At 67.5% G+C, this 25,544-nt stretch carries 22 protein-coding genes; 5 read left to right on the forward strand and 17 right to left on the reverse strand.

All coding sequences use genetic code 11. The features are described 5' to 3' along the window. Positions 1 to 116 precede the first annotated feature (116 nt). Positions 117 to 767 carry a VOC family protein gene (locus LOC56_RS15875; protein ID WP_229953226.1) on the forward strand — a complete coding sequence of 217 codons (651 nt, stop codon included), beginning with the start codon at positions 117 to 119 and terminating at the stop codon, positions 765 to 767. A 369-nt stretch (positions 768 to 1,136) separates the two neighbouring features. Beyond that, positions 1,137 to 2,078 carry an endonuclease domain-containing protein gene (locus tag LOC56_RS15880; protein WP_229953227.1) on the forward strand — a complete coding sequence of 314 codons (942 nt, stop codon included), beginning with the start codon at positions 1,137 to 1,139 and terminating at the stop codon, positions 2,076 to 2,078. A gap of 141 nt (positions 2,079 to 2,219) precedes the next feature. Here LOC56_RS15880 and LOC56_RS15885 read toward each other — a convergent pair whose 3' ends face one another. The 7 genes from LOC56_RS15885 to LOC56_RS15915 all read right to left on the reverse strand — a co-directional run bounded on the left by LOC56_RS15885 (position 2,220) and on the right by LOC56_RS15915 (position 11,509). Beyond that, the gene (locus LOC56_RS15885; protein ID WP_229953281.1) at positions 2,220 to 4,022 is read right to left on the reverse strand and encodes a glycoside hydrolase family 2 protein; all 1,803 of its coding nucleotides are present in this window, start codon (positions 4,020 to 4,022) and stop codon (positions 2,220 to 2,222) included. Between the two features lie 49 nt (positions 4,023 to 4,071). After that, complete coding sequence (locus LOC56_RS15890) at positions 4,072 to 4,860, reverse strand: CPBP family intramembrane glutamic endopeptidase (protein WP_229953229.1); 789 nt, start codon at positions 4,858 to 4,860, stop codon at positions 4,072 to 4,074. Between the two features lie 212 nt (positions 4,861 to 5,072). Continuing rightward, positions 5,073 to 6,296 (reverse strand): imidazolonepropionase, encoded by a 1,224-nt coding sequence (gene hutI / locus LOC56_RS15895; RefSeq protein WP_229953230.1) that lies wholly within the window; start codon positions 6,294 to 6,296, stop codon positions 5,073 to 5,075. Next, a complete protein-coding gene (locus LOC56_RS15900; RefSeq protein ID WP_229953232.1) occupies positions 6,293 to 7,723 on the reverse strand; it encodes a formimidoylglutamate deiminase in 1,431 nt (476 codons plus the stop codon). Before LOC56_RS15900 ends, hutI begins: the two co-directional genes overlap by 4 nt. Then, the gene (locus LOC56_RS15905) at positions 7,720 to 8,919 is read right to left on the reverse strand and encodes an allantoate amidohydrolase (RefSeq protein ID WP_229953233.1); all 1,200 of its coding nucleotides are present in this window, start codon (positions 8,917 to 8,919) and stop codon (positions 7,720 to 7,722) included. The genes LOC56_RS15900 and LOC56_RS15905 overlap by 4 nt, the downstream gene beginning before the upstream one ends. A gap of 21 nt (positions 8,920 to 8,940) precedes the next feature. Next, positions 8,941 to 10,626 (reverse strand): urocanate hydratase, encoded by a 1,686-nt coding sequence (gene hutU, locus LOC56_RS15910; protein ID WP_229953234.1) that lies wholly within the window; start codon positions 10,624 to 10,626, stop codon positions 8,941 to 8,943. Positions 10,627 to 10,651: 25 nt separating this feature from the next. Beyond that, positions 10,652 to 11,509 (reverse strand): IclR family transcriptional regulator, encoded by an 858-nt coding sequence (locus LOC56_RS15915; RefSeq protein ID WP_229953236.1) that lies wholly within the window; start codon positions 11,507 to 11,509, stop codon positions 10,652 to 10,654. A 123-nt stretch (positions 11,510 to 11,632) separates the two neighbouring features. Here LOC56_RS15915 and hutH point away from each other — a divergent pair, with 123 nt between their 5' ends. Both hutH and LOC56_RS15925 read left to right on the forward strand, forming a co-directional pair. Further along, positions 11,633 to 13,210: a histidine ammonia-lyase gene (gene hutH / locus LOC56_RS15920; RefSeq protein WP_229953237.1), complete on the forward strand. Its 1,578-nt coding sequence runs from the start codon at positions 11,633 to 11,635 to the stop codon at positions 13,208 to 13,210. A gap of 111 nt (positions 13,211 to 13,321) precedes the next feature. Next, a complete protein-coding gene (locus LOC56_RS15925) occupies positions 13,322 to 13,621 on the forward strand; it encodes an acylphosphatase (protein ID WP_229953238.1) in 300 nt (99 codons plus the stop codon). Between the two features lie 271 nt (positions 13,622 to 13,892). Here the strand turns inward: LOC56_RS15925 and LOC56_RS15930 are convergent, their stop codons facing one another. From LOC56_RS15930 to LOC56_RS15970, 9 genes are all read right to left on the reverse strand, one after another. Further along, entirely contained in the window at positions 13,893 to 14,816 is a 924-nt protein-coding gene (locus LOC56_RS15930) for a hypothetical protein (protein ID WP_229953239.1), read from the reverse strand. A gap of 183 nt (positions 14,817 to 14,999) precedes the next feature. Continuing rightward, on the reverse strand, positions 15,000 to 16,130 hold the full coding sequence (locus tag LOC56_RS15935; protein ID WP_229953241.1) for an NAD(P)/FAD-dependent oxidoreductase: 1,131 nt from the start codon (positions 16,128 to 16,130) through the stop codon (positions 15,000 to 15,002). Next, entirely contained in the window at positions 16,127 to 16,918 is a 792-nt protein-coding gene (locus LOC56_RS15940) for a protein phosphatase 2C domain-containing protein (protein ID WP_229953247.1), read from the reverse strand. The genes LOC56_RS15935 and LOC56_RS15940 overlap by 4 nt, the downstream gene beginning before the upstream one ends. Before the next feature lie 4 nt (positions 16,919 to 16,922). Further along, positions 16,923 to 17,822, reverse strand: a complete 900-nt coding sequence (locus tag LOC56_RS15945) for an aminoglycoside phosphotransferase family protein (protein ID WP_229953249.1) — start codon at positions 17,820 to 17,822, stop codon at positions 16,923 to 16,925. 98 nt (positions 17,823 to 17,920) lie between these two features. Further along, on the reverse strand, positions 17,921 to 19,438 hold the full coding sequence (gatB, locus tag LOC56_RS15950; protein ID WP_227924395.1) for an Asp-tRNA(Asn)/Glu-tRNA(Gln) amidotransferase subunit GatB: 1,518 nt from the start codon (positions 19,436 to 19,438) through the stop codon (positions 17,921 to 17,923). Beyond that, positions 19,439 to 20,941: an Asp-tRNA(Asn)/Glu-tRNA(Gln) amidotransferase subunit GatA gene (gene gatA, locus LOC56_RS15955; protein WP_229953251.1), complete on the reverse strand. Its 1,503-nt coding sequence runs from the start codon at positions 20,939 to 20,941 to the stop codon at positions 19,439 to 19,441. 8 nt (positions 20,942 to 20,949) lie between these two features. Next, a complete protein-coding gene (gene gatC, locus LOC56_RS15960; RefSeq protein WP_227924393.1) occupies positions 20,950 to 21,246 on the reverse strand; it encodes an Asp-tRNA(Asn)/Glu-tRNA(Gln) amidotransferase subunit GatC in 297 nt (98 codons plus the stop codon). A gap of 243 nt (positions 21,247 to 21,489) precedes the next feature. After that, the gene (locus LOC56_RS15965) at positions 21,490 to 21,984 is read right to left on the reverse strand and encodes a GNAT family N-acetyltransferase (protein ID WP_229953252.1); all 495 of its coding nucleotides are present in this window, start codon (positions 21,982 to 21,984) and stop codon (positions 21,490 to 21,492) included. A gap of 120 nt (positions 21,985 to 22,104) precedes the next feature. Next, a complete protein-coding gene (locus LOC56_RS15970; protein ID WP_229953253.1) occupies positions 22,105 to 22,596 on the reverse strand; it encodes a TraR/DksA family transcriptional regulator in 492 nt (163 codons plus the stop codon). A gap of 146 nt (positions 22,597 to 22,742) precedes the next feature. On the opposite strand from LOC56_RS15970, the gene LOC56_RS15975 reads away from it, so the two are divergent. After that, positions 22,743 to 23,495 (forward strand): class I SAM-dependent methyltransferase, encoded by a 753-nt coding sequence (locus LOC56_RS15975; protein WP_229953254.1) that lies wholly within the window; start codon positions 22,743 to 22,745, stop codon positions 23,493 to 23,495. A gap of 47 nt (positions 23,496 to 23,542) precedes the next feature. On the opposite strand, the gene LOC56_RS15980 is transcribed toward LOC56_RS15975, so the two are convergent. Then, positions 23,543 to 25,393: an HNH endonuclease gene (locus LOC56_RS15980; RefSeq protein ID WP_229953255.1), complete on the reverse strand. Its 1,851-nt coding sequence runs from the start codon at positions 25,391 to 25,393 to the stop codon at positions 23,543 to 23,545. Positions 25,394 to 25,544: the final 151 nt, after the last annotated feature.

The following is a 25,544-nucleotide window of genomic DNA, read 5'->3' on the forward strand; positions in this document are numbered from 1 at the left end:
ACGCAACGTGAAATACCGGAGCTTTTGGGCCCTGATTCGGCGCTGCGGCAGGGAACATTCCGCACTTAGGCTTCCCTTGGTCGAGACGCGTATCACAACGTGCCACAATGGGCCGCATGCGCTTGGACCATGTTTCTTATGCCTGTGAATCCGACGGTCTTTTGGCCACCACCGAGAGGATTGCTGCTGCTCTCGGCGCCGATTACGTGAAGGGTGGCGTCCACCCCCGATTCGGTACCCGCAATATGATCCTGCCCCTGGCCAACAACCAGTACGTCGAGGTGGTGGAGGTCCTGAACCACCCGGCGTCGGACAAGGCCCCGTTCGGCCAGGCCGTGCGCCAGCGCTCCGAATGCGGCGGCGGATGGATGGGCTGGTGTGTTGCCGTTGACGATCTTTCCCCCTTCGAGGAACGCCTCGGCCGGGCCTCCGTGCCGGGCAACCGTAAGTTCCCCGACGGCCAGGAGCTGACCTGGCGGCAGATCGGCATCAACGGATTGATTGCCGATCCGCAGGTGCCCTATCTGCTCCGCTGGGATGACGGCACCGACGAGCTGCACCCCTCCAACGCCATTCCCGGGATGCCGGGATCGGTGAAGCTGAAGTCCCTGACCATTGCCGGCTCCGCTGCACGCGTCACCGACTGGCTGGGCCATCCCGTGGAGAAGCCGCTGGAGAACGTGGATGTCACGTGGATTGCACCGGCGGGTACACCGGGCATCATGTCCGTCACCTTCGACACTGCGAACGGTCCTGTCGAGATCTAGCACTGCGGTTTCTTCTGCCGGTCTGGGATTTTGCTGCCGGTTTGGGGTTTTCCTGCACGTTCGGGGGTTTCCTGCGGTTTGTCCCAGCGGTGCGTCCGTATCCCTGCGGTCTGTCCAGTTCCCCGCGGTACGTCCCTGCACTCTGTCCGTATCCCTGCGGTATGTACGATTCCCTACACCGCGCGGCGCAGGAAATGTCACAAACCGCAGGGCTTTGCAGTGCCCGCCGGCCCCACAAACCGGCGGGCTCGCTACAAACCGCAGGGCCGTGCCAGGCCGAGGCGTCCGAGGTTTGTCCACAATGAGGTTTGTCCACAAAAGGGAGGCATACCCTCGCGGGTCCGCGGTTACCCATCCACCTTTGAGCCCATGGATCCGGAGCTCATTTTCACAGCCGATGCTGAAGCCCACGGTACCGACCGCCGTGCCTTAGCCTCGAGTTGCCGGTCCGGTCAGCTGATCCGCCTCCGTGCCGGGGTCTACGTGCAGGCGGAAGAGTGGCAGCACCTTTCGCCCTGGGAACAGCAACGGGTGCGAATCCGGGCAGCCGTGGAACAGGGGCACGGTCAGCGTATCCTTATCCAGCAATCTGCTGCCGTCATGTGGGGGCTGCCCGTCATTGGAAACTCTGCTGAGGTTCTGCTGTTGGCCGCACCTCCCATTCATGGCCAGCGCCGTGGTGGGCTCCACTGGGTTGAGCGTCAGTTGTTGGAACCGCTCACTGCCTTGGAAGAGGTGCCCCTGACGTCCCGGGCGCAGACCGTTTTGGACATGGCTGCCTATCTCCCTTTCGAGCATGCGGTTCCCGCCATGGACCACGTGCTTCGGGCGGATCCTGTTCGTGGTTTGCCTCCCCTTGGAAAGGACCATCTGCGGGAAACAGCCGGGAACCTGCCCAGTCAGGTAAAGCGGCTGCGTGCTCGACAGGTAATCGACTTCGCCGATGCACGCTCCGAGTCGGCGGGCGAGTCCTATTCCCGGGCCGCCATTCACAGGCAGCGCTTTCTTCCGCCCGAGCTCCAGCAACAATTCAACACCTCTGCTGGCCGCTTCCGGGTCGACTTTTATTGGCGAGAGCAGAGGCTCGTTGGGGAGTTTGACGGCGCCGTGAAATACGGTCGGGGCGATGCAGCCCTTGCCCCTTCGTGGGACACACTGCGTCAGGAGAAACGACGCGAAGATGCCATCCGTGAAACAGGGGTCAGTTTCGTTCGCTGGTCTTGGGAAGATATCGCCAAAGAGGCACAGCACCCGGAGTCCTTGGTGCAACGCTTGGTCCGCGCTGGGCTCCCCCGTTCCCGGCGCCGCTGATTTCCCTCCGATTTGTCCGGATCCCTGCGGTCTGTGGCAATCCCAGCTCCGCGCGGTGCAGGGAATCGGACAACCTTCAGGGATACCGACAACCTGCAGGGATCGATCCAAGCAACTCGGCAGCAAAACCCCTCAGGACCTTCAGCCCCCAGCAGCCCGGCGAAGCCCCGCGTTGAGTCCCCGCACCAGGCCGGCGTCGATCTTCACCACCCGGCGGTCATAGGTCAGCAGTCCGTTGACCTCGTCCTCGACGTCGGTGAGCTGGGTGTACACGGTGGCGGCCAGCCCGCCGGCAACCGCAGGTTCAACCTGCCGCCGGTGCAGCCGCTCGTAGGCCCGGGCCAGTGCACGCCGGGACCGGAACCGCCGGTAGCCGAACGCCTTGTCGTTGAAGGTGTGCCCGGGGACCCTCAGGCTGTACCCGCCGTATTCGGACAGCACCACTGCACGGGACCCGGCCAGCCAGCTCTTCCGCAGCCGGAAGGGCACGAAGTACACGTGCACGCTTTTGAGGTCTCCCCCGCCCTGGTCGTGCCAGCCGCTGGCGTGGTCGATGGTCCGGGTCGGGTCCAGGCTCCGAAGCAGGTCGGCGACGGCATTGGCATCGAACTGGCCCCATCCTTCATTGAACGGCACCCACACCACTATCGACGGGCTGTTGCCCAGCAGTTCCACCGTGCCGTGCAGTTCGGCCAGGAACTGTTCCCTGCCCTGCTCGTCGGCCCGCCCGAACGCGGCGTAGTCGTCGTCGGACCGGTGCGCTGCACCCACCGCGGGAGCAGTGACCACGGCGTGCTTATAGGCCGTGCCGCCGTTGACGAGGTCCTGCCACACGAGGATGCCCAGCCGGTCGGCATGGTAGTACCAGCGCAGCGGTTCGATCTTGATGTGCTTGCGCAGCATGTTGAAGCCCAGGTCCTTCGCCGCACGGATGTCGGAGGCCAGGGCCTCGTCCGACGGCGCGGTGTACAGCCCGTCCGGCCAGTACCCCTGGTCCAGCAGGCCCGCGTGGAAATACGGCCGCCCGTTCAGCAGCAGCCGCAGGTGCCCGGCGTCGTCGGGCCCCGTGCCTACGGTCCGCAGCGCCGTGTAGCTGCGCACGCGGTCGGTTTCCCTGCCGTCCGTAAGCAGCCGCACGGTGACGTCGTAAAGGAACGGGTTCTCCGGGGACCAGAGGTGCGGATCCGGAACCGGGATCCGCACCGGGGTTCCGGGAACGACGACGGCGGCCGCCACATGCTGCCCGCCCGCGGACACGGTGACTTCCGCCTGCAGGTCAGTGCTGTCCGCGGCGGAGCGGAGATCGTCGACCAGGACGGTGGCAGTGACCGAGGTAAGATCCGGCACCAGAACCAGCCGGGAAATGCTCGCCTGCGGCACCGCTTCCAGCCAGACCGTCTGCCAGATCCCGGACTGTGCGGTGTACCAGATGCCTCCCCGGTCCAGGGTCTGCTTGCCGCGGCTGGCGGAACCTGTGTTGCTCAGGTCCCGGACCCGGACTACTACTTCGTGCTGGCCGCCGGGGAAATCGCCGGCCGGACCCGCAGCCAGCGCGTCGGTGATGTCCAGGGAGAACGGCAGGTAGCCGCCGTCGTGCCCGCCCACGGGAATGCCGTTGACCGTGACCCGGCAGCTCGAGTCCACGGCACCGAAGTGCAGCAGTACCCGCTCCCCCGCGAACCCCTCCGGCAGTGTCACCGTCCGCCGGTACCAGAGCAGCTGCTGCGGCTGGAGGTGCCGGTTCACCCCGGACAGCGGCGCCTCGGGTGAGAACGGCACCAGGATGCGTCCGTCCCAGTCCCCGGGCGCCTGCTCCCGATGCGCGCCGGTGATGGCGTACTGCCAGTAGCCGTTGAGATTGAGGTAGCTGTCGCGGGCCAGCTGGGGTCGGGGGTATTCCGGCAGGACGGATTCGGGGTCCAGGGCTGCGCCCCACGGGGTCATCAGTGTCACCGGGCCATCCTATGTGCCTCTTGGTTGGGATGCCCGCCGCTCAGTCGCCGATCCCGATGGCGGAACCGAACAGCGCAAACCCGACAAACCCGGCAATGTCCACCAGCGCGTGCGCGATCACCAGCGGCATCACCCGGCGCGTCTTGTAGTAGGCATAGCCAAAGAGCAGGCCCATCAGGAAGTTCCCGATACCGGGGCCGATCCCTTGGTACAGGTGGTAGCTGGCCCGGATCAGGGCGCTCGTGAGGATGATCGCCGGCGTCCCCCAGCCCAGCTGCCGCAGCCGCAGGAACAGATAGCCGACCACAATGACTTCCTCCAGTACGGCGTGCCGCATGGCCGAGAGGATCAGCACCGGCAGCGTCCACCAGTAGGTGTCCAGGGCTGCCGGGACCAGTGCGGTGGTAATGCCCAGGGCCCGCCCTGCGGCGTAGACGCCAAGCGTGCCGATACCGATGACCGCTGCCAGGGCAACCCCCAGGCCGAAGTCCCGAAGCGGCCGGGCAAAGGTGAAACCGATCCGGCGGAACGCGGACTTCCCCGGTTCGGTCAGCAGGAACAGGACCAGCGCCACCGGCAGCAGGGAGAAGAAGATCCCCAGCAGCTGGTACGCCAGGTCGAAGTACGGCCGATCATCGAGGACGGGATTCAGCGTGGTGGTCTGGTCGCCCAGCGGCGCTTCGGTGGCCTTTTCAATGAGTTCGACGACGGCGTAAACCCCGGACCTGCCGAGCGAAAGCCCCAGCACAATCAGGATTTCGAACACCAGCATCCTGCGGGCCCGCGGATCCAGGGATTCGGCGGGGGCGGAGGGGAAGGCAGCGCGCATGGACACCATTGTGCCGGACGGGGCGGGGTGCCGGAGCCGGACTTACCAGCGCTCGTATGGAACCTGGACCATGCCTTGCATTCCCGATCGAGTCAGCAACATTTACCGGTTTCCGCTCTGAAATTGGTAAATCGTGCAGACTCGATCCCGTCCGGCCCCGCGCCCGCACCCCGCAGCCCCGCAGTCCCTACTCCCGCACCCCGTAGCCCAGCTCAGCGGCGTACCTGCACCCCGGCCCGAAACACCATCCCGGTCAGCGGCATGCCGGGCCGGTACGCCAGATGGGCTGCCGAGGGGGCGTTGAGCAGCTGCAGGTCGGCACGGTGCCCGACGGCGAGCGACCCGACAGCCCGTGCACCGTCCCGGTCGGCCCCGGTGTGTACCCGCAGTGCCAGAGCGCCGCCGTACGTCGCGGCCCGGACGGCTTCGTGCACGGTCAGGCCCATCTGGAGCACGGCAGTGGCGACGCAGAAAGCCATGGAGCTGGTGAAGGAGGTTCCCGGGTTGCAGTTGGAAGCCAAGGCCACCTGCACCCCGGCGTCCCGCAACTGCCGTGCCGGAGCCAGCGGTGCCCGGGTGGACAGGTCACAGGCCGGCAGACACGTCGCGACGGTCCCTGGGACTCCGGCACCGGAGTCCCACCCGGACCAGCTGTCCGCGAGCGCGGCGACGTCGTCGTCGGACAGGTGGTTCACGTGGTCGACGCTGGCCGCCCCGAACTCCACGGCGAGCCGCACCCCCGCCCCCAAACCCAACTGGTTCCCGTGCACCCGCAACCCCAGGCCCGCATCCCGGGCTGCCTGCAGCACCCGGCGCGACTGCTCCTCGCTGAAAGCGCCCTTTTCGCAGAAGACATCCGCCCACTGCACATACGGCCGCACCGCGGCAAGCATGTCGGTGCAGACCAGGTCCGTGTACTCGTCGGCGTCGGCGCCGTCCGGCACCAGGTGCGCACCCAGGAACGTGACGGCGTCCGCCACCGTCGAGGCGATCCGGGCATGCCGGCGTTCCTCCTCCACGCTCAGCCCGTAGCCGGTCTTGGTTTCCAGGTACGTGGTCCCGCCCGCTGCGGCCTCCGCGGCCCGGGCCAGGAGCATCCGGGTCAGGTCATAGTCCGACGCCGCCCGGGTTGCCTCCGTGGTGACGGCGATCCCGCCGGCTTCGTAGGCCTGCCCTGCCATCCGCGCTTCGAACTCCGCGCTGCGGTCCCCGGCAAACACCAGATGGGTGTGCGAGTCCACCCAGCCCGGCAGCCCGGCCCGCCCGCCGGCGTCGATGACCTCATCGGCCGCCGGAGCGTTCCCCGCCGGGCCGATCCAGCTGATCCGTTCCCCCTCGAACACCATGGCGGCGTTCTTCAGGACCGGAGCCTCCGCCGAGTAGTCCTGGGTGGAAAGTTCGCCGATGTTGGTGATCAGTGTCGAGGCGGAGCTCATGGGCGCCGGGTTCCTTCCAAGCGGGTTTCGTGTACTGGTGCGGCCGCAGAGTCGACGGCGGCAATGGCCTCCCGCAGCAGGGCGGCCGGGTTTCCCAGCGAAGTGTGTGAACCGTTCCGGGCGCGCAGCCGGCCGCCGACGACGACGGCGGACACGTCCGCAGCGGTGGCGGAGAATGCCAGCTGGTCGGGCCGCGACCCGGCGGTGCGCAGGCTGTGCGGGTCCACGGCCATGAGGTCGCACGCCTTCCCCGGTTCCAGCCCGGGCGCTGTCCGTCCTTGGGCGCGCGCACCGGCGTCGGACACGGCGAAATGCAGATCGTTCGGAGCGAAGGCCCCGCGCCTACCGGTCCGCAGCCGCTCTCCGTATTCCAGTGCCCGCATTTCCAGCCACGGATCGACGACGGCGTGCTGGTCGCTGCCCAGCGCCAGGGCAACTCCCGCGTCCCGCAGTGCTGCCGCCGGTCCGAGTCCGTCAGCGAGGTCGGCTTCCGTGCTGGGGCAGAACACCGCGGTGGCCCCGGCCTCTCCCAACAGGGCGATGTCGGCGTCAGTCAGGTGCGTCGCGTGGACCACTGAGAGCCGCGGGCCGAGCAGCCCGTACCGATGCAGCAGCCCGGTGGGGGTCAGCCCGGTCGCAGCCAGGCAGTCCGCGTTTTCCTGCGGCTGTTCGGACAGATGGATGTGCAGCGGAATCCCGGCCGGCAACTGCTCCGCGATGCGTGCCAGCGCCGCTTCCGGCACTGCGCGGACCGAGTGCAGGGCGGCTCCGACACTCACCTGCTCGTGATCAAACCGCTCCCCGACCGCCGCCTGCAGCGAAGCGAACCGCTCCAGCCAGGCATCGGCGTCGGCGTCCCCGAACCGCTGCTGCCGGGCGTCCAGCGGTGTCCCCAAACTGCGTGTTCCGGAACCGCCGGGCCCGAAACCGCCGGAAAGATAGCAGGTGTCCAGGAGAGTCAGCCGGATGCCGGCGGCAACCGCGGCTCGGGCCAGGGCCAGTTCCATGGCGTGGTCCGGGTAGGCGGACCCGTCCGGGGCGTGGTGCACATAGTGGAATTCGGCCACGCTGGTGTATCCCGAGACCACCATTTCGGCGAACACCGCCGTCGCCAACTGCTCATAGAGATCCGGCGTGAGGGCGCCGGCGGCCGAGTACATCTGCTCGCGCCAGCTCCAGAAGTCCCCGGCGGTGTGGGTACGTCCACGCAGTATCCGGTGGAAGGCGTGCGAGTGGGCGTTCGCGGCTGCAGGAAAGACGACGCCGGGCAGCAGCAGGTCCCCGGGTTCGGCTTCCGTTCCGGGGACGGCTGCCGTGACCCTGCCGGCGGAGTCGACCGTCAGCCGAATGCCGTCCCGAATACTGCCGTCGTGCCACCCGGACTCGCACCAGACGGCAGCACCCGACGGACCCGCGGCATCTGTCACAGCAGCGCCTCCAGCGAGTCCGCAAGGGCCACTGCTCCGGCTTCGGCGTCGTCGGCCTCCACGTGTTCCTCCGGGGAATGCGAGATCCCGGTCGGGTTGCGCACAAACAGCATTCCGGAAGGCACGTGTCCGGCGAGGATGCCGGCGTCGTGCCCCGCCCCCGTGGCCAGCACCGGGGCCCCCGGCAGAGCCAGTTCCAGGCTGCGGCCCAGTGCGGCATCGAAGGTCACCGAGCCGGTCCAGGATTCCGGCGTCAGGGACACGGTGCAGCCTTCGAACGCGGCGATCTTCTGCGCCTTGCCGTGGATGGTTTCCACGAGGGCCAACGCGACGGCATCGTCGGGGTGCCGGGCATCGAGCCACACGTCCACCCGGGATGCGATGACGTTGGTGCCCCCGGGAACGGGCGAGATCCGGCCCACTGTCGCCCGGGCGCCGTCGACGGCGGCGGCAGCCTTCTGCACGGCCACGATGATGTGCGCGGCGGCAACCATGGGGTCGGCGCGGTCATCCATGGCGGTGGTGCCGGCGTGGTTGCCCTGCCCGGAGACACTGATCCGCCAGCGGCCGTGGCCCAGGACGGATCCGCCCACGGCAACGGCCGGTCCGTCCTCGCCGAGCCCGCGGCCCTGCTCCACGTGCAGTTCCACGAAGTCACCGATCCGGGCCAGCGCCTCGTCGTCGCGTCCCAGCCGTGCGGGGTCGAGTCCGTTGGCCCGGGCGGCGTCCGCGAAGGTGGTGCCGTCGGCATCGCGCAGGTTCCGGGCCTTGTCCGGGTCAATTTCGCCGGTCAGCAGCCGCGAACCCAGGCAAGCGACCCCGAAGCGGGATCCTTCCTCTTCCGGGAAGACGGTGATGGCCAGGGAGCGGTTGCGGCTAATTCCCCGCCCGCGCAGCAGGTCCACGGCGGCGAGCGCGGAGGCCACCCCCAGCGGCCCGTCGAACGCTCCGCCGCCCGGCACCGAGTCCAGGTGGCTGCCCGTCACCAGTGCCCCGCGTTCGGGTTGCCCCCACCAGGCCCAGAGGATGCCGTTGCGGTCTGTCTCCACATCCAGGCCACGGCTCTGCGCCTCCTGGACGAACCACTCGCGGAGTGTCAGCTCCGGCGTGGAGAACACCGGGCGCGAGTATCCGCCGCGCTGGGAATCCCGTCCGACGTCGGCAATGGAAGCGAGCAGGCCGGTAACAGTGTCCATGGTTCTCTCCAGGCGGGATGCTTATTCGTTCATGGGGATGCGGATGCCGCGCTCGGCGGCGACGTCCGCGGCCCGGGAGTACCCGGCGTCCGCGTGCCGCATCACCCCGGTGCCCGGATCATTGGTCAGCAGGGTTTCCAGTTTACGGGCGGCCAGCGCGGTTCCGTCGGCCACGCCCACCTGCCCGGCGTGGATGGACCGGCCGATGCCCACACCGCCGCCGTGGTGCAGGGACACCCAGGTGGCACCGGACGCGGTGTTCAGCAGGGCGTTGAGCAGGGGCCAGTCCGCGATGGCGTCCGAACCGTCGGCCATGGCTTCGGTCTCCCGGTACGGTGAGGCCACCGACCCCGAATCCAAATGGTCCCGGCCGATCACAATGGGCGCGCTCACCTTGCCCTCGGCGACGAGCCGGTTGAACAGGAGCCCGGCCTTGGCACGGTCTCCGTAGCCCAGCCAGCAGATCCGCGCGGGCAGGCCCTCGAACTCCACGTGTTGGGCAGCTGCGTCGATCCAGCGGTGCAGGGGCAGGTTCTCCGGGAACAGTTCCTTGATGGCTGCATCGGTCACCGCGATGTCCTGCGGATCTCCGGAGAGCGCCACCCAGCGGAACGGACCCATTCCCTCGCAGAACAACGGACGGATGTAGGCGGGGACGAAGCCGGGGAAGTCGAAGGCCCGCGCATAGCCGCCCTGGCGTGCCTCGTCGCGGATGGAATTGCCGTAGTCGAACACTTCGGCGCCCGCGTCCTGGAACCCGACCATGGCGGCAACGTGCCGGGCCATGGATTCGCGGGCCTGCTTGGTGAAGCCTTCCGGATCCGCGGCGGCTTCGGCCTGCCAGCGGTCCACGGGGATGCCGGCGGGCAGGTAGCTCAGCGGGTCGTGGGCGGAGGTCTGGTCGGTGACAATGTCGACCGTGATCTCTCCGGCCTGCTGCCGTCGCAGCAGTTCCTCGAACACCTCCGCGGCGTTGCCCACCAGCCCCACGGACAGGGCACGTTTTTCGTTCCGTGCCGCCATAACGCGGGCGACGGCGGTGTCCAGGTCCGGCGCCACCTCGTCCAGGTAGCGCTTCCCGACGCGGCGGGCCAGGCGTGCCTCGTCGACGTCGACAATCAGGACCGCTCCCCCGTTCAGCGTGACTGCGAGCGGCTGCGCGCCGCCCATTCCGCCGCAGCCGCCGGTCAGGGTCAGGGTGCCCGCGAGGGTGGCGTTTTCGTCGGCGAAGAGCTTCCGGGCCACGGCGGCGAAGGTTTCAAAGGTGCCCTGCAGGATGCCCTGGGTGCCGATGTAGATCCACGAACCGGCGGTCATCTGCCCGTACATCAGCAGGCCCTCCGCTTCCAGCCGGCGGAACTCGGGCCAGGTGGCCCAGTCCCCCACCAGGTTGGAGTTGGCGATCAGCACGCGCGGCGCCCATTCGTGGGTGCGGAAAACCCCCACCGGTTTGCCCGACTGCACCAGCAGCGTTTCATCATCGGCCAGTGTGGAGAGGGTCCGGATGATGGCGTCGTAGGCTTCCCAGCTGCGGGCGGCCCGGCCGGTGCCGCCGTAGACCACCAGGTCCTCGGGCCGTTCGGCCACTTCCGGGTCCAGGTTGTTCATCAGCATCCGCAGCGGCGCCTCGGTCTGCCAACTGTGCGCGGTGAGGGCGGTGCCGCGCGGTGCCCGGATGCGGCGGGACGGGTCAGAGGTGGAAGACATAGCCAGACCGTAGCCCCGGGGCGGTTCAGCGCGCAGCCGGCCCGGGATAGATGTCTGGGATACCAGACGCATTGGGAGCGGGCTGCGGGCGGGCGCCCAGCCGGCGGGAAAGCTCGGCGGCGCACCGCAGCAGATCGGGCAGGACCCGGTCCGCCATGGCCTCGATCGGGTGCGCCGGAGCCGCCTCGATGCCCGCTGCCGGTGCGCGGTTGGGTGCGGTCAGGGTCAGGCCGGCGACCGTATGCCCGGAGCGGTCCGGTACGGGCACGGCAATGGACGAGAATCCCTCGGTGACTTCGTTCTCCTCCCAGGCATAGCCGCGCCCCCGGATCTCCTTAAGCAGGCCCGGCAGGCCGGCACCGCTGCTCCGGGAGGACCGGACAGCCCCCGGGTCCGGATAGAGCGCCTTCAGCTGCGCCCCTGTCATTCCGGCCAGCAGGACCCGGCCGCTGGCAGTGCGGTGGGCCGGGAGGCGGATGCCGGCGTCGGTCACCAGCGGCTGCTGGCGCGGAGCCCGTTCCTCGATCACGTAGATCACGTCCGTTCCCTGCAGCACCGCCAGATGCGCGGTGAAGCGGGTCCGGGCAACCAGCCCGCGCAGCGGGAACCGGGCAATGCGCTGCAGCGGAGCCTGCCGGGCATAGCCGGTGCCCAGTTCGTGGGCGGTGGCTCCGAGGGCATACCGCCGTTCTTCCGGCAGGTGCACGGCAAAACCATCGCTGACCAGCGCCGCGAGCAGGTGGTACGTGGTGGAGCGCGGCAACGAAAGGTCCCGCGCGACGGCGGACGCGCTGACCGGTCCGGCCTGCTGTCCCAGATAGCGCAGGATGGCCAGGACCTGGGCTGCGGCCGGGACCTGGACACGGGTATAGGCGGCGGGCATGTCCAGAGTCTAGGCCCGTGTCTGGGATCCCAGAAGCTGAATCCGCCCGGGTTCGCCCCTGCACCGGGTTGAACGGGCAAGATGGATAGCAACCGGGGCCGTCCAAGCGCAGAAGGAACAAGCATGCAGCTACGCAACAACAACGTGGACGCCGCCGTGGAACTGGGGGTTGGTCCGCTCTCCGGGGAGGATATCCTCGACGTCGCCCGGCACGGCGTGCAGGTGACGCTGGCTCCCGACGCCCTGGCTGCCATGGCCGCCTCGCGCGGGGTCATCGAGGCTCTCGCCGCAGATGACAAGCCGCACTACGGCGTCTCCACCGGGTTCGGTGCCCTGGCGGTCAAGCAGATCCCGCCGGAGCAGCGGATCCAGCTGCAGCGCTCGCTGATCCGCAGCCACGCGGCGTCGTCGGGGTCCGAAGTGGACCGGGAGGTGGTGCGCGCCCTGATGCTCAACCGCCTGGCTACGCTGGCCACCGGCCGGACCGGAGTACGTCCCGCCGTCGCGCTGGCCTACGCCGGGATGCTCAACGCGGGCATCACCCCGGTGGTGGGCGAGTACGGCTCACTGGGCTGCTCCGGAGACCTCGCTCCCCTCTCGCACTGTGCCCTGGCGCTGATGGGCGAAGGGGAAGTGCGCGACGCCGGCGGGCAGCTGGTGACCGCTTCGGCAGCGCTCGCCGCGGCCGGACTGGAACCGGTGGAGCTGCAGGAGAAGGAGGGGCTGGCGCTCATTAACGGCACGGACGGGATGCTGGGCATGCTGACCCTGGCCATCGCGGACCTGCACCGGCTGCTGGCCACGGCGGACCTCGCCGCAGCCATGAGCGTGGAAGGCCTGCTCGGCAGCGACAGTGTGTTTGCCGCAGACCTCCAGGCACTGCGGCCCCAGCCCGGGCAAGGCGAATCAGCAGCGAACATCCGCTCGGTCCTGTCCGGATCCGCGTTGATCGAGGAGCAGAAGACCGGCGGGTTTACCCGGGTGCAGGATGCCTACTCGCTGCGCTGTGCACCCCAGGTCCACGGCGCCGCCCGCTCCACGCTGCTGCATGCCGAAGCCGTGGCGGCAGCCGAGCGGGCCTCAGCCATCGACAACCCGGTGGTGACGCTGGACGGACGGTTGGAATCCAACGGCAACTTCCACGGCGCCCCGGTGGCCTATGTGCTGGATTTCCTGGCCATCGCCGTCGCGGACGTTGCGTCCATGAGCGAGCGGCGCACCGACCGGTTCCTGGACCGGTCCCGCAGCCACGGCCTCAATGCCTTCCTGGCCCACGACCCCGGTGTGGACTCCGGGCACATGATCGCCCAGTACACGCAGGCCGGCATCGTCTCGGAGCTCAAGCGCCTGGCGGTGCCCGCATCGGTGGATTCCATCCCGTCCTCCGCCATGCAGGAGGACCACGTCTCCATGGGCTGGGCGGCGGGGTTGAAGCTGCGCCGGGCACTGGACGGACTGACCCGGGTGCTGGCCATTGAACTGCTGACCTCGGCACGGGGGCTGGACATGCGCGACGGCGGCACGGCCACCTCCCGCAGCGCACCCGCAGTGACGGCGGCGCGGGCCGTGATCCGGACCGTTGTGCCCGGGCCAGGTCCGGACCGGTACCTCGCCCCGGAAATCGAGGCTCTCAGGGTGCTCGTCGAGGGCGGTTCCCTGCTGGCAGCGGTGGAGGACGAGCTGGGAACCCGCCTGCACTGATTTTGTCGTCGAAGAACCTCCCGCCGTCCCGGCGCTCCCCTGGCGTCCCCCGGAGCGTTCCCCCGGCCCTCCCCCGGCGCCAGGCTGTGCAGATCCAGCTACGCTGTGCACATGAATGAGCAAGAGCATCCGGAAGGAACTGCCCGCCGTCTGACGGCACGGGTCACCGGCGAGGTCCAAGGCGTCGGATTCCGATACCGCACCCTCCGGCAAGCCGTGCAGCTGGGCTTGACCGGCGTGGTCTCCAATGCGGCGGACGGATCCGTCCACGTAGTGGCCGAAGGCAGGGAACCGGCTTTGGATGGACTTCGGGAGTTCCTTCGCGGCCCCAAGGCGCCGGGCGTGGTGGCCGACGTCGAGGAATCCTTTTCACCGGCGACCGGGGAATTCCGCGATTTCAGTGCCGAATAGCGCCGGGGATGCTGTGCTGCCGGGGCGCTGCACTGCCGGGGTTGCTGCGCTGCCGGGGGTGCTCCCACAACATGCGGGTTAAAAGGAAAAACGCCGGCAGACTTGGGGCTGGTTGGGGGAAACAACCCTAGTCTGCCGGCGTCCGGACCGGTCACTACTCGGTCCATTCATCACTCGCACCCTTATGAGGTACTAATTACGATAAACGGCCCATCTGGGTAGCCGCTGAAGACAACCTGACAACTACCTGAGTATTAGGCCCAGCGGAACGTCAGGCGGCGACGAGCTGACGCGGACCTGGACCGCCGGGACGGGTTGCTCCTGCGGAAAGGCCGCAGGACGGTGCACCTGTCTGGCGGGGAAGAATGTCCTGCTGAGCCGTGCGGATACCCGGTATGCTCGTGCCGGTCTCGAAGCGGACGGCTTTCACATCCGGAGCCGTAGCTCGTTCAGGCTTTGTGGTTCCGGCAGACCCGCTGGTCGAGGCCTTATCTCCGCCTGCACCTTTCCCGGCCGAACCCGGCTTCTTGCCGCCGGTGCTCTTCTTCGGAGCGGTGGAGGCCTGGTTACCCGTGCCGCGCGAACCGCTGTTGTTGGCGGGACGGGACTTCGCAGCCTGGGCTTTCTTGGGCTGGGCCGGCTGCTTCGGAGCAGCCTTCTTCTTGCTGGCGGACTTGTTCACTGCGGACTTGTTCACGGACTTATTCATGGCGGACTTGCCCGTACTCGGCTTCCCGGGAGTAACCATCGCAGCTGCGGCAGCCGCGGACTTCTCGGCGGCGGCGGCAGAGGTCAGTGCAGCCGTGCGTGCTGTCAGGGCGGCAGCCACATCCAGGGCATCCACCGTTGAGGGCATCCGCACAGATGTCCCCGGGCTGCCATGAGGAGCGGCCGAACGGAGTGCGGCCATGATTTCTTCGGTCGCTGACCGGGTGGTGTCCACGAACACGGCGGCAGCGCTGTCATCGGGGACGGCTTCAACCCGCTGGCGTGCAGCCCGGGAGAGGACGCGGTAAAGGGCAGAGATGACAACCAGCAGAGCCGCGCCCGTGCTGTAAAGAAGAATCAGGGAAAAGGCGAGCGATGTGGTCCCGCCGGAAAAGAAACCAACGCCGATAACGGCAGAAATCAGCCACAGCGTACTCAGAATTTCCAGGATTGAACGAACCCGGATGTAAAGCGGACGCTGCTGCACGCCAACAAATTTTGGCGGCAAGAAATCTGGCACTGAGACTGACCTTTCGGGCACCGAATTATGAATGTATTCGGGTTTTAGGGGATGCACTTGTTACTACAACTCTAGGCATGTCTCGGGAACCTAATGACCATACGCGCGCACCTTGGCTGATTCGTTACGCGCCGATCGGTGAGACTTTGGTCACACTCGGTCGCGGGCGGGGCTGAGGGCTTCCCGGGCACCGTTTTCGACGTCCTCGGCAAGCAGGATTCCCGTGGCCAGCTCGGCAACGGCGGATGATGTCTGGAACCCGTATCCACCCTGCCCGGCCAGCCAGAAAAACCCCGGAACGGCAGGATCCCAGCCCACCGCGGGCAACCCGTCCGGCGTCTCCGTACGCAGCCCGGTCCAGGCGCGGGCAACCCCGGTGATGCCCATGGTCGTGACACTGTTGACCAGTTCCACCAATGCCTGCACATCTGTGTCCCGGGGCCGGGAGTCCTCCGCCACGCTCGGTTCGCGTTCCGACGGCGATATAAGTACCTGCCTGCCTTCGGGCCGGTAGTAGAACCGGTCCCCCGCGTCCGCCACCATGGGTGACCCGGCGTCCAGCGGCCGTTCAACGTCGACGACGGCGGCGGTGCGGCGGTAGGGCGTGAGCCCCTGGGGACGAGCCCCGAAGGTTCCCGCGACGATATCCGCCCAGGCGCCGGCCGCATTGACCACCACCCGGGCCTCAAACCGCATGCCGTCAGCAGCGGCTTCCCAGCGCTGTGAGCCCGCGTCCCCTATGCGCCCTGCCGCCTGCACTCGCTGGCCCGTGACGATGCGGCCGCCCGCCGCGGTCAGGCGTTCCCGGTGGTAGTCCAGCAGCGCATCGGTATTGCAGGCCACCGATGTGGTGTCGAGTCCGGCAGCGCTGAAAGCCTCCGGCCGCAGCTCCGGAGCCAACCCCAGGGCTTCGGCCGGCATCACCGGGTGCATGTGGGCACTCGCCCGGTCCCGCACCGACTCTTCATCTCCGATCAGCAGGAAGCTCCGAGGGGCCAGGACGGGTTCCGGCAGGTCCGCCTCCGCCGCCCGGATCAAAGCCAGGGTGCGCAGTGTCAGGTCCTGGATAACGGGCGGACCGTAGCTGGGGATCAGCTGCCGGGCGGAGCGGGAGGACGTGTGGTAGCCGAGGGTCGGTTCAGCTTCCACCAGGACAACCCCGCCCCCGCTCCCCCGGTGCTGTGGGGCTGCGGCCATCCGGAACGCAGCTTCGGAGGCCAGGGACAGGCCGGCGATGCCTCCGCCGATCACCAGGATGTCGCAGGAAATGTCAGCGGTCATGGGCAGGTCCTTTCCAATGTGAGGAGGGTGGCGTCGTCGGCGTTTTCGCCCAGCTCCGCCTGCAGGGTCCGCAGCGCCAGCAGCAGCTCCTGGGCGGCGACCGCGGAGCCTGCCGCCGCCAGGAAGCCGCCCGGCCCGTCGACGATGCCCAGTTCCACCGCACGCCAGGCACCGTCGGAGGCAAGCACAACCCGCCGTGCCGGGCCCAGCCGGACCGTGCGTGCCTGATACGCGGCTTCTGCTTCCCGCCGGGCCACCCACAACCGGCCGGGGGTATTGCGCAGTTCCCGGTCCAGCACCCGCAGCTCGCGTTCCCGCACCGGGTCCGCGGAATATTCGGTGCCGATCCGGATATCGGCCGGTTCGTGGGTGACGTGCACCAGCGAGCCGTCTTCCAGTTCCACCACCGCGTGGCAATCCGCCAGTGCGAGGATCTCCACGCCGTCCCCGGTCAGCTGCGCCAGGCACAGGGCAGCCGACGGGAAGCGGATCCGCTCCTCGCCGGCCAGGGTGCGGGCCAGCTGGTCCATCCGGGTCAGGGCATCGGCCAGCACCTGCGGGGCGGGTGCAACACCGGCCGCTACCACAGCATCAGTCAGCAGCAGGTCAAGATTCCGGGCATACCAGGCCGGGTCCGAGGGGCCCGGCAGCCCGAGCTGAGGCAAGAGGGCGCTGGCGCCGTCGATTACCCAGGCTGTGGCGCCCGCATAGCCGCAGGCGTCCTCCTGCACGTGCCCGTCTCCCTCAGTGGAAATCCGGACAGAGTGCTTCCAGCTGCCGGCCGCCACCGGGCTAGAACCTTTCCCGGTCGCCGGTGAGGATCTCCATCAGGGTTTCCGAGCCCACCAGGTACAGTCCCGGGGCATCGTCGGAGTTCGCCAGCAGAATGGTCGCCATGCAGATCGCCCAGCCGCGGGCCCGTTCCCAAACGTGCGGATCTCCGTCGTACTGGCTGCCCAGGCTGCGGCGGAAGGTGTCCCGCCCTTCGGCGTCGAACACCAGCCAGGCTGCCGCCAGATCCGTGGCCGGATCGCCCGCTGTAAGGTCGCCGAAATCGATGACGGCCTGCAGGGTGTTGTCCTTGGCAACGAGATTCGCGGGGTGCAGGTCTCCGTGCAGCCACAGCGGGGGGCCGGTCCAGGCCGGGATGTCCTGGGCCTGGTCCCAGAGTTCCTGCACCCGGGCGGCGTGGGGCACCATGCCGCTGTCCAGCCTGCCCTGTACGGCTCCGTCCCGCCCGGACAACGGGCCGCCACGGAACGGGTTACGGGGAAAGTCCGGCGGTGCCGGTCGGTGGAAGGCGTTAAGGAAGCGGGCCAGCGGTTCGGCGAGGGCAACGTTGCGGTCCCGGGGAGAGAGGGACACGTCCTGCCCGTCAAACCAGGCGGTGATGCTCCACGGCCAGGGGTAGAGCTCGCACGGTGCCCCGCAGAACAGCGGGGCTGAGGTCGGTACGGGCACGTCGGCGGTCAGCTGCGGGAGCCACCGCTGTTCGTTGGCCGTCAGTCCGGCCGCAGATTTCCTGCGGGGCAACCGGATGGCATACTCCGTGCCCAGTCGGTAAATGTAGTTGTCCCATCCGCTGGCAACCTGCTCCAGGTCCTGTCCGCCCAGGTCGGGGTGCTGTTCCCGCACCAGCTGGCTCACCAGAGCGGCGTCGGCGGAGATTTCGGCAGCGGGAAGGTTGGCCATTGCGCCAGCGTACCCGCCGGGTGTGCAACGGGCCACAAACGGAAAGGACCCCGGCAGGCACAATGCCTGCCGGGGTCCTCCGTCAGTCTCTCGCTGCGTTAGCCCTGCACGCCGAGGCGTTCCAGGATCAGCTCACGCACGCGGCCGGCGTCGGCCTGCCCGCGGGTGGCCTTCATAACGCCGCCCACGATGGCGCCGACAGCCTGGACCTTGCCGCCGCGGATCTTGTCTGCAACGTCCGGCTGGGCCGCAAGGGCCGCGTCGATCGCTTCAAGCAGGGGGCCGTCGTCGGACACCACGGCCAGGCCGCGCTTGTCGATGACTTCCTCCGGGGTGCCTTCGCCGGCGAGGACACCGTCGAGGACCTGGCGGGCCAGCTTGTCGTTGATCTTGCCGGCCTGGACCAGGCGGTCCAGCTCCACGATCAGCTCGGGCGTGACGCCTACGTCCACCGGATCCACTTCGGCTTCCTTGGCGCGGCGGGCAACCTCGCCCATCCACCATTTGCGGGCAACCTGTGCGGAAGCGCCGGCGGCAATGGTTTCCTCGATGGCTTCCATGACTCCGGCGTTGACGACGTCGCGGAACTCGGCGTCGGAGTAGCCCCAGTCTTCCTTGAGCCGCTTGCGGCGCTCGGCCGGCGGCTCGGGCAGGCGGGAGCGCAGCTCTTCAATCCATTCCGTGGTGGTGACCACGGGCAGGAGATCCGGTTCCGGGAAGTACCGGTAGTCGTCGGCGTCGGACTTCGGCCGACCCGAGGTGGTGGACCGGGTGTCCTCGTGCCAGTGGCGCGTTTCCTGGACAATCTCGTTGCCGGAGTCCAGGACGGCGGCGTGGCGCTGGATCTCGAAGCGGACGGCGCGTTCGACGGCGCGCAGCGAGTTCACGTTCTTCGTTTCCGAACGCGTGCCGAACTTTTCCTGGCCGTACGGACGCAGCGACACGTTGGCGTCGCAGCGGACGTTGCCGCGCTCCATCTTCGCGTCGGAGACACCGAGGTTCTTCACGATTTCCCGGATGGCGGCCACGTAGGCCTTGGCCAGCTCGGGGGCACGCGAACCGGCGCCTTCGATCGGCTTGGTGACAATCTCGACCAGCGGCACGCCGGCGCGGTTGTAGTCCACCAGGGAGAAGTCGGCGCCCTGGATGCGGCCGGCGGCGCCGCCCATGTGGGTCAGCTTTCCGGCGTCCTCCTCCATGTGCGCGCGTTCAATTTCGACGCGGAACACGGTGCCGTCTTCGAGCTCAATGTCCAGGTAGCCGTCGTACGCGATGGGGTCTTCGTACTGGGAGGTCTGGAAGTTCTTGGGTGTGTCCGGGTAGAAGTACTGCTTCCGGGCGAAGGTGCAGGACTCGGCGATCTTGCAGTTCAGGGCCAGGCCGATGAGGATCGAGTACTCCACGGCCTTCTTGTTCACCACCGGCAGCACGCCGGGCATGCCCAGGTCCACCGGGGTGACGGCCGTGTTGGGCTCGTCGCCGAAGATGTTCGGGGCGTCGGAGAACATCTTGGTTTTGGTGTTCAGCTCCACGTGGACCTCGAACCCCAGCACCGGGTCGTACTTCTCCATGGCCTCTTCGAAGGACAGGGTTTCATCCTGGATATGGACGGACATTTACTTCACTCCTCCGAGTACGGGTGCCGAGGCCAGCAGCGGGCCGCCCCACTTCTGCTCGAGCAGGCCCTCCAGGGCTGCGCCGGCACGGTAGAGGCGGATGTCTTCACGGGCCGGGGCCAGGAACTGGATGCCGACGGGCAGGCCGTCGGACAGGCCGCCGGGGATGGAGATGCCCGGGACGCCGGCCATGTTGGCCGGGATGGTGGCGACGTCGTTCAGGTACATAGCCAGCGGATCGTCCAGCTTTTCGCCCAGCTTGAAGGCTGTGTTGGGCGAGGTCGGGGAGATCAGCACGTCGGCCTGCGCGAACGCGGCGTTGAAGTCGCGCTGGATCAGGGTGCGCACCTTCTGGGCCGAGCCGTAGTAGGCGTCGTAGTAACCGGCGGAAAGGGCGTAGGTGCCCAGGATGATGCGGCGCTTGACCTCGTCGCCGAAGCCGGCGGCGCGGGTGGCGCCCATAACGCGTTCGATGGTCAGCGGCGGCTCGGCGGGCAGCTCGCGCATGCCGTACCGGACGCCGTCGTACTTGGCCAGGTTCGAGGAAGCCTCGGACGGCATGATCAGGTAGTAGGCGCCGAGTGCGTACTTGAAGTTGGGGCAGGACACCTCGACGATTTCCGCTCCCGCGTCCCGCAGCATGTCCAGGGACTCGGTGAAGCGGGCCTGGACTCCGGCCTCGTAGCCTTCACCCTGCAGTTCCTTGATGACACCGATGCGCATGCCGGCGACGCTGCCGTTGCGGGCGGCGTCGGCCAGTGAACCCACGGGGTCAGTCAGGGAGGTGGAGTCGCGGGGATCGTGGCCGCCGATGAGCTCCTGCAGCAGGGCAGCGTCCAGCACGGTGCGGGACACCGGGCCGATCTGGTCCAGCGAGGACGCCATGGCAATTGCACCGTAGCGGGAGACGCCGCCGTAGGTGGGCTTCACGCCCACGGAACCGGTGACGGCGGCCGGCTGGCGGATGGATCCGCCGGTGTCGGTGCCCAGCGCCAGCGGAGCTTCGAAAGCGGCGACGGCGGCTGCGGAGCCTCCGCCGGATCCGCCGGGGATGCGGTCCAGGTCCCACGGGTTGCGGGTGGGGCCGTAGGCGGAGTGTTCCGTGGAGGAGCCCATGGCGAACTCATCCAGGTTGGTCTTGCCGAGCATCGGCATACGCGCGGCGCGGATCTTCGAGATCACCGTGGCGTCGTAGGGGCTCATCCAGCCCTCGAGCATCTTGGAGCCTGCCGTGGTGGGCTGGCCCTTGGTGACGATCAGGTCCTTGATGGCGATGGGGACGCCGGCCAGTTCGTGCAGTTCCTCGCCGTTGGCGCGGGCCTTGTCGACGTCGGCGGCAACCTGCAGCGCCTCATCGGTGTTGACGTGCAGGAAGGCGTTGATGGCGCCGTCCACCTCCGCGATGCGGTCCAGGTGGGCCTGCGTGACCTCGACGGCGGACACTTCACCGGCAGCCAGCTTGGCGGCCAGCTGTGCGGCGCTTGATGTAATCAGTTCACTCATGGAAGCTTTTACTCCTCATCCAGGATGGCGGGGACCTTGAAGCGGCCGGCGGCGTTGTCCGGGGCGCCGGACAGTGCTTCTTCATTGGTCAGCGTCTGCCCCACAACGTCTTCACGGAAGACGTTGACCAGCGGGATGGGGTGGGAGGTTGCCGGGATGTCCTCGCCGGCAACTTCGCTTACGGATTTGATCGAATCCACGATGACATCGAGTTCGCCGGCCATCTTGTCCAGCTCGTCGTTGGTCATCTCAATGTGGGCCAGCCGCGCCAGATGCGCCACAGCCTCACGATTGATCTCAGACATGAGTCTCCCATGCGTCTTTTAGGAACGTGTTTCGGCTTTACGCCGGTATCCGTTCCAGTCTACGGCGTTTCGGGGCAGGGCATGGAGGCCGACGCCACACGCTGCCGACGCGCTGCCGACCGCTGCCGACGCGCAAAAGCCGTCCCGCCGCCCTCGGGCACCGAGACGGCCGGGGCCGACGCGCAAAAGCCGTCCCGCCGCCGTCGGGCACCGGGACGGCCGGGGCCGCGTACTGCTGGAGAACTAAACGGCCTTGCGGAACACCCAGAGAATGTAGTCCTCGCCGGGAACGGTCCAGTCCCGCTCCGGAACCCGTTCAAACCCGCAGGACAGGTAGAGGGCGTGGGCGTTCAGCATGGTGGTCATGCTGGTGAGGCTGACCGCGTCGATGCCGTCCTTGTTCCGGGCGTAATCGACAATGGCGTTCACCATCGCGCGGCCCACTCCCCCGCGCTGGACGGCAGGATCCACGGCGAGCATCCGGAATTCCAGTTCGCCTTCAATGGCGATGTCCGTGTAGGGCTGTCCGGCGTACGTGATCGCGGCGGAGGCTGCCACCTTGCCGTCGAGCTCGGCTACCCACAGCTCGGTGTGCTTGGCGCGGTCCTCGACGTTTTCCAGTTCCTTGACGTAGGGATTGTCGGCCTCGATGTGATTGCCGTGCAGGTAAGCCTCACGGGTAATCCGGCGGATGTCGTCAAAGTCAGCCTCGGTGGCAAGCCGGATGGTGATGCTCATGCGTGTTACGGATCCTTACGGTCTTGGTTGAAGTGCACGTAGATTCTATCCCCGCCCCGGTGGCTTTCCGGACGGCGGTGAGGCTGCGCACATGGTTCAACCGCACCGGCGGCGTCGCGGTTACCGCCTGCGAACTGAAGCACACTCCACGCAGAAGCGGGTTTCCGGACGGATCTCGAGCCGTGCCGTCGGGATCGCCGTCCCGCAGCGTTCGCAGATGCCATAGCTATCCGTGTTCAGGCGTTCCTGTGCCTCCATCAGGTCAAGGAGCGATGTTTCCGCTGCGGCCAGCAGTGCCACTTCGTTGGCCCGTTCTACGGACACTGTGGTTCCTTCGGGGTCGTGTTCGTCGTCAGCCGGAATGTCCTTGGCGGCCAGGGTGACTTCCCGGATCACGGCCGTCAGCGTACTGATCTGCTCGCGGGTTTGTTCCATTCGCTCATCGATCAGGCGGGCGAAGTAGGCCGCGTCCAGTTCTTGCGGGGTCTGCGGGGTCTGCGCGGTCTGCGTCTTCTGCTTCGGTGGAGTCTGCTGCGTCTGCTGCGTAACCGGCGCGGGCTCGGGTGTCCCCCGGATCGTCGTCTGCGGTGCCGTGGGTGCTTTTCGGGGCATGCGTTCCTCCTGTGAGTCGGTGCTGCACTGGATGCATCGGGATAAATTATCCGCCGTGCGAACGCGCAAAACCGGTGCTCTGGACAGTCCTTTCCTCAGGGCTTAATCCCGGTAAGATTCGGGTCAACTGTCCGAAATCCGGGGGAATGATGGTTGACACGGTCTATAACGAGCCGCGGCTCGTGGCTCTCTATGACGAAGACAATGCCGGGCAATGGGACACCGACTTTTACGCCGGATTGATCGGCGATAAGCCGCTCCGCATCGCCGACGTCGGATGCGGCACCGGCAGTTTCGCCGTACGTCTGGCGCTGGCGGGCCACACGTTGACCGGCATCGATCCGGCGAGCGGCATGCTGGAGGTGGCGCGGTCGCGTGCCGGCGGCGAGAGTGTCTCCTGGCTGCAGGGCACCGCCGCGGATCTTCCTCCCGGTCCGTTTGATGCTGCCCTGATGACCGGGCACGCGTTTCAGTGCCTGCTGACCGAGGGCGAGATCCTCGAAACCCTGGTGGCTGTTCGGTCCCGGCTCGTCTCCGGGGGAACCTTCTATTTCGAAACCCGGAACCCTGCGGCGAAGGCCTGGCTGGAATGGGACAGCGGCAGTACAGGGCCGGCCATCCAGGAATCCTCGGCAGGAACACTTGAGGTGGAGTGGGAACTGATCTCAGCCGAGGAACAGTCCGACGGCGTGTTGGTCACCTTCGAGGACCGCACTGTCTTCCGGTCCGACGGCGAACGGTTCATCAGCCGCAGTACCCTGAAGTTCGTGCGGGCCGAGGTACTGAAGGACCTGCTGGGCCGGGCCGGATTCAGCTCCGTGGACTGGTACGGAGACTGGGAAGGCGGTCCGTTCGTAGAAAAGTCCAGCCGGGAGATCATCGTGGCTGCGCGGCGGTAGCCCGGGAGGCAGGCCGGCGCGGTAACCACGAGCCGGTTGCACCCGCCTCAGAATGGCGGTGCCTGTTCCTGCCGGCAATCTTCCTGCCCTGAATCCTTCGGTCCGGAAGGCCCACTCCGATCCAATGCCGGATCCGGTGGGTCAAGTTCCAAGAAAGGTTCCGTGCGGTAGACGCGTCCGGTCGGCGAGGTCCACTCGATCACCCCGGACACGGGTTGGTTTGCCTTCCAATACCCGAGGGTCTTGAACCGGTGGTGACGGCGGCACAGGTGTTCCAGGTTGCCGTGGTCGGTGGGTCCGCCTCGGGCCCAATCGACGGTGTGGTCAATGTCCGCGTTCGCCGTGCTTACCCGGCAACCGGGGAACCTGCAGGTTCCGTCCCGGGCACGGAGCCAACGGCGGAGCCCGGCCGGGACCTTCCGGCGGCGTCCCACACCCAGAATTTCGCCCGTCTGCGGGTCCTGGGCCAATCCGGTCCAACCGACGGCGTTCCGGGCCAGCCTGCGGGCTTCTTGGGCGCTGATGGGTCCGTAGCCGTGGAGTTCGGCGGGCTGATCGTCGGCGCCGAAGAGGGTTTCGGCGCTGATCAACACCATGATTTCCGCCCGCGGGACGATCCCCTCATCCGTTCCGGTTTGGCGATCGGGGGCGCCCTCCGAGCCGCTGGCAAAGCCGGTTCGGTCCTCATCCCGGGTGGCTGTGCCAGTGTCATTGCTGGTGTGGCCGGTCCCGCGTTGAGCCCCTCCCGTTGCGAAAAGTCCCCGATTGCCGCCCATCAGCAGCTGGGCGAGGATGTCGGCACGCAGTTGGTCCGTGGTCCGGGAATCGCCGGCTACTTGTTCACCCCGTGCGGCAGTGCTGAGCGTCGTATAGATCTGCTGGGCTTCTGCCGCCTGCAGATAAGCGGACAGGCAGGACATGCCGTCCTCTTCCCGGTCCAGAGTGACCTTGCGCTGCTCGAACGCGGTTAAATGACGTTTGCTTATGGTCTCCGGAAACTTTTTCTCGCGCAGCCGGCGGGCCTTGGCTGAGAACTGGGACCGGGTCTGGCCCTCCGCTGCCTTCAGCAGGTCGGCCTCGAATTCCGGGAGCACCTTGGCGGGAACGTTCTGGCATTGCTCCAGCACCACCTGCGCGTGCTGGTAGGAGAGCCGTCCCTCTTCCAGAGCAGTCAGGGTTGCCGTATGGGAAGTGCAGAGACCCGTCGCTTCGCTCAGGAGCCGCTGACCGGTGACCTGCGGAATATTCAAAATGGCCGCGCATTCGGAAGCTGCGAGGCTAAACGCCAGCCCCGGCTCGATCCGCTCGGAAGCGGCATACAGGTCGTCCCGGAAGAGTTCCCCCATCCGGTTCACCAGGCGGGCCTCCAGGGCCTGCCCCCAGGAAATCAGGTGCGCCACCCGGCCGAGCGTTTCCGCGACCATGGACTCGTCGAAGGACTCGAGGTTCTGCAGCGCCAGTGTCCCGGTGAAACCGTCCGGGAAACCGCCGGCAGCCTCTCCAACCGGTCCCACGCGGGCAGCGCCATCTGGCTCTGTAGATGCGGTTTCTGCGTCGTCGGGAGTGGACGTGTCCTCGGCATCTTCGTTCGGAGTAACACCGGGATTGGAGCTACCGGTTTCCGGAACGGGATGGTCGGCGTCGCCGTCCTTCGGGGTGGTGGCGGTGGAAGTGTCGCCACTCGCGTCAACAGGCCCGGCAGGCTCAGCGGTCCCGGCAGGCCCGGCAGGCTCAGCGGTCCCGACAGGCTCGGCAGCCAGGTCAGCCCGGTCAGCCCGGTACACCGACAGGGAGCAGGCCGCACAGGGCGCATCCGTTTCACCAGCGCTGCCATCCGGCTGCTGGTCTTCACTGCCTGGTTCTTCGGTTGTCCATTCGGTGTTCCCGAGCTGATCCATACCTCAGGATTTCATCCCGCACTGACATTTCCGGGCCGAAAACAGGCTCAAACCCGCCTCCTCCAGAAACCGGAAATACCCGTCTTTTGAACGCAACTACCTACCCACAAACCAAGCCGTCGGCGGCACCCAGTTAGCACGCTCAACCCTG

The organism is Arthrobacter sp. zg-Y179 (genome assembly GCF_020907345.1).
Lineage (GTDB): Bacteria > Actinomycetota > Actinomycetes > Actinomycetales > Micrococcaceae > Arthrobacter_B > Arthrobacter_B jinronghuae.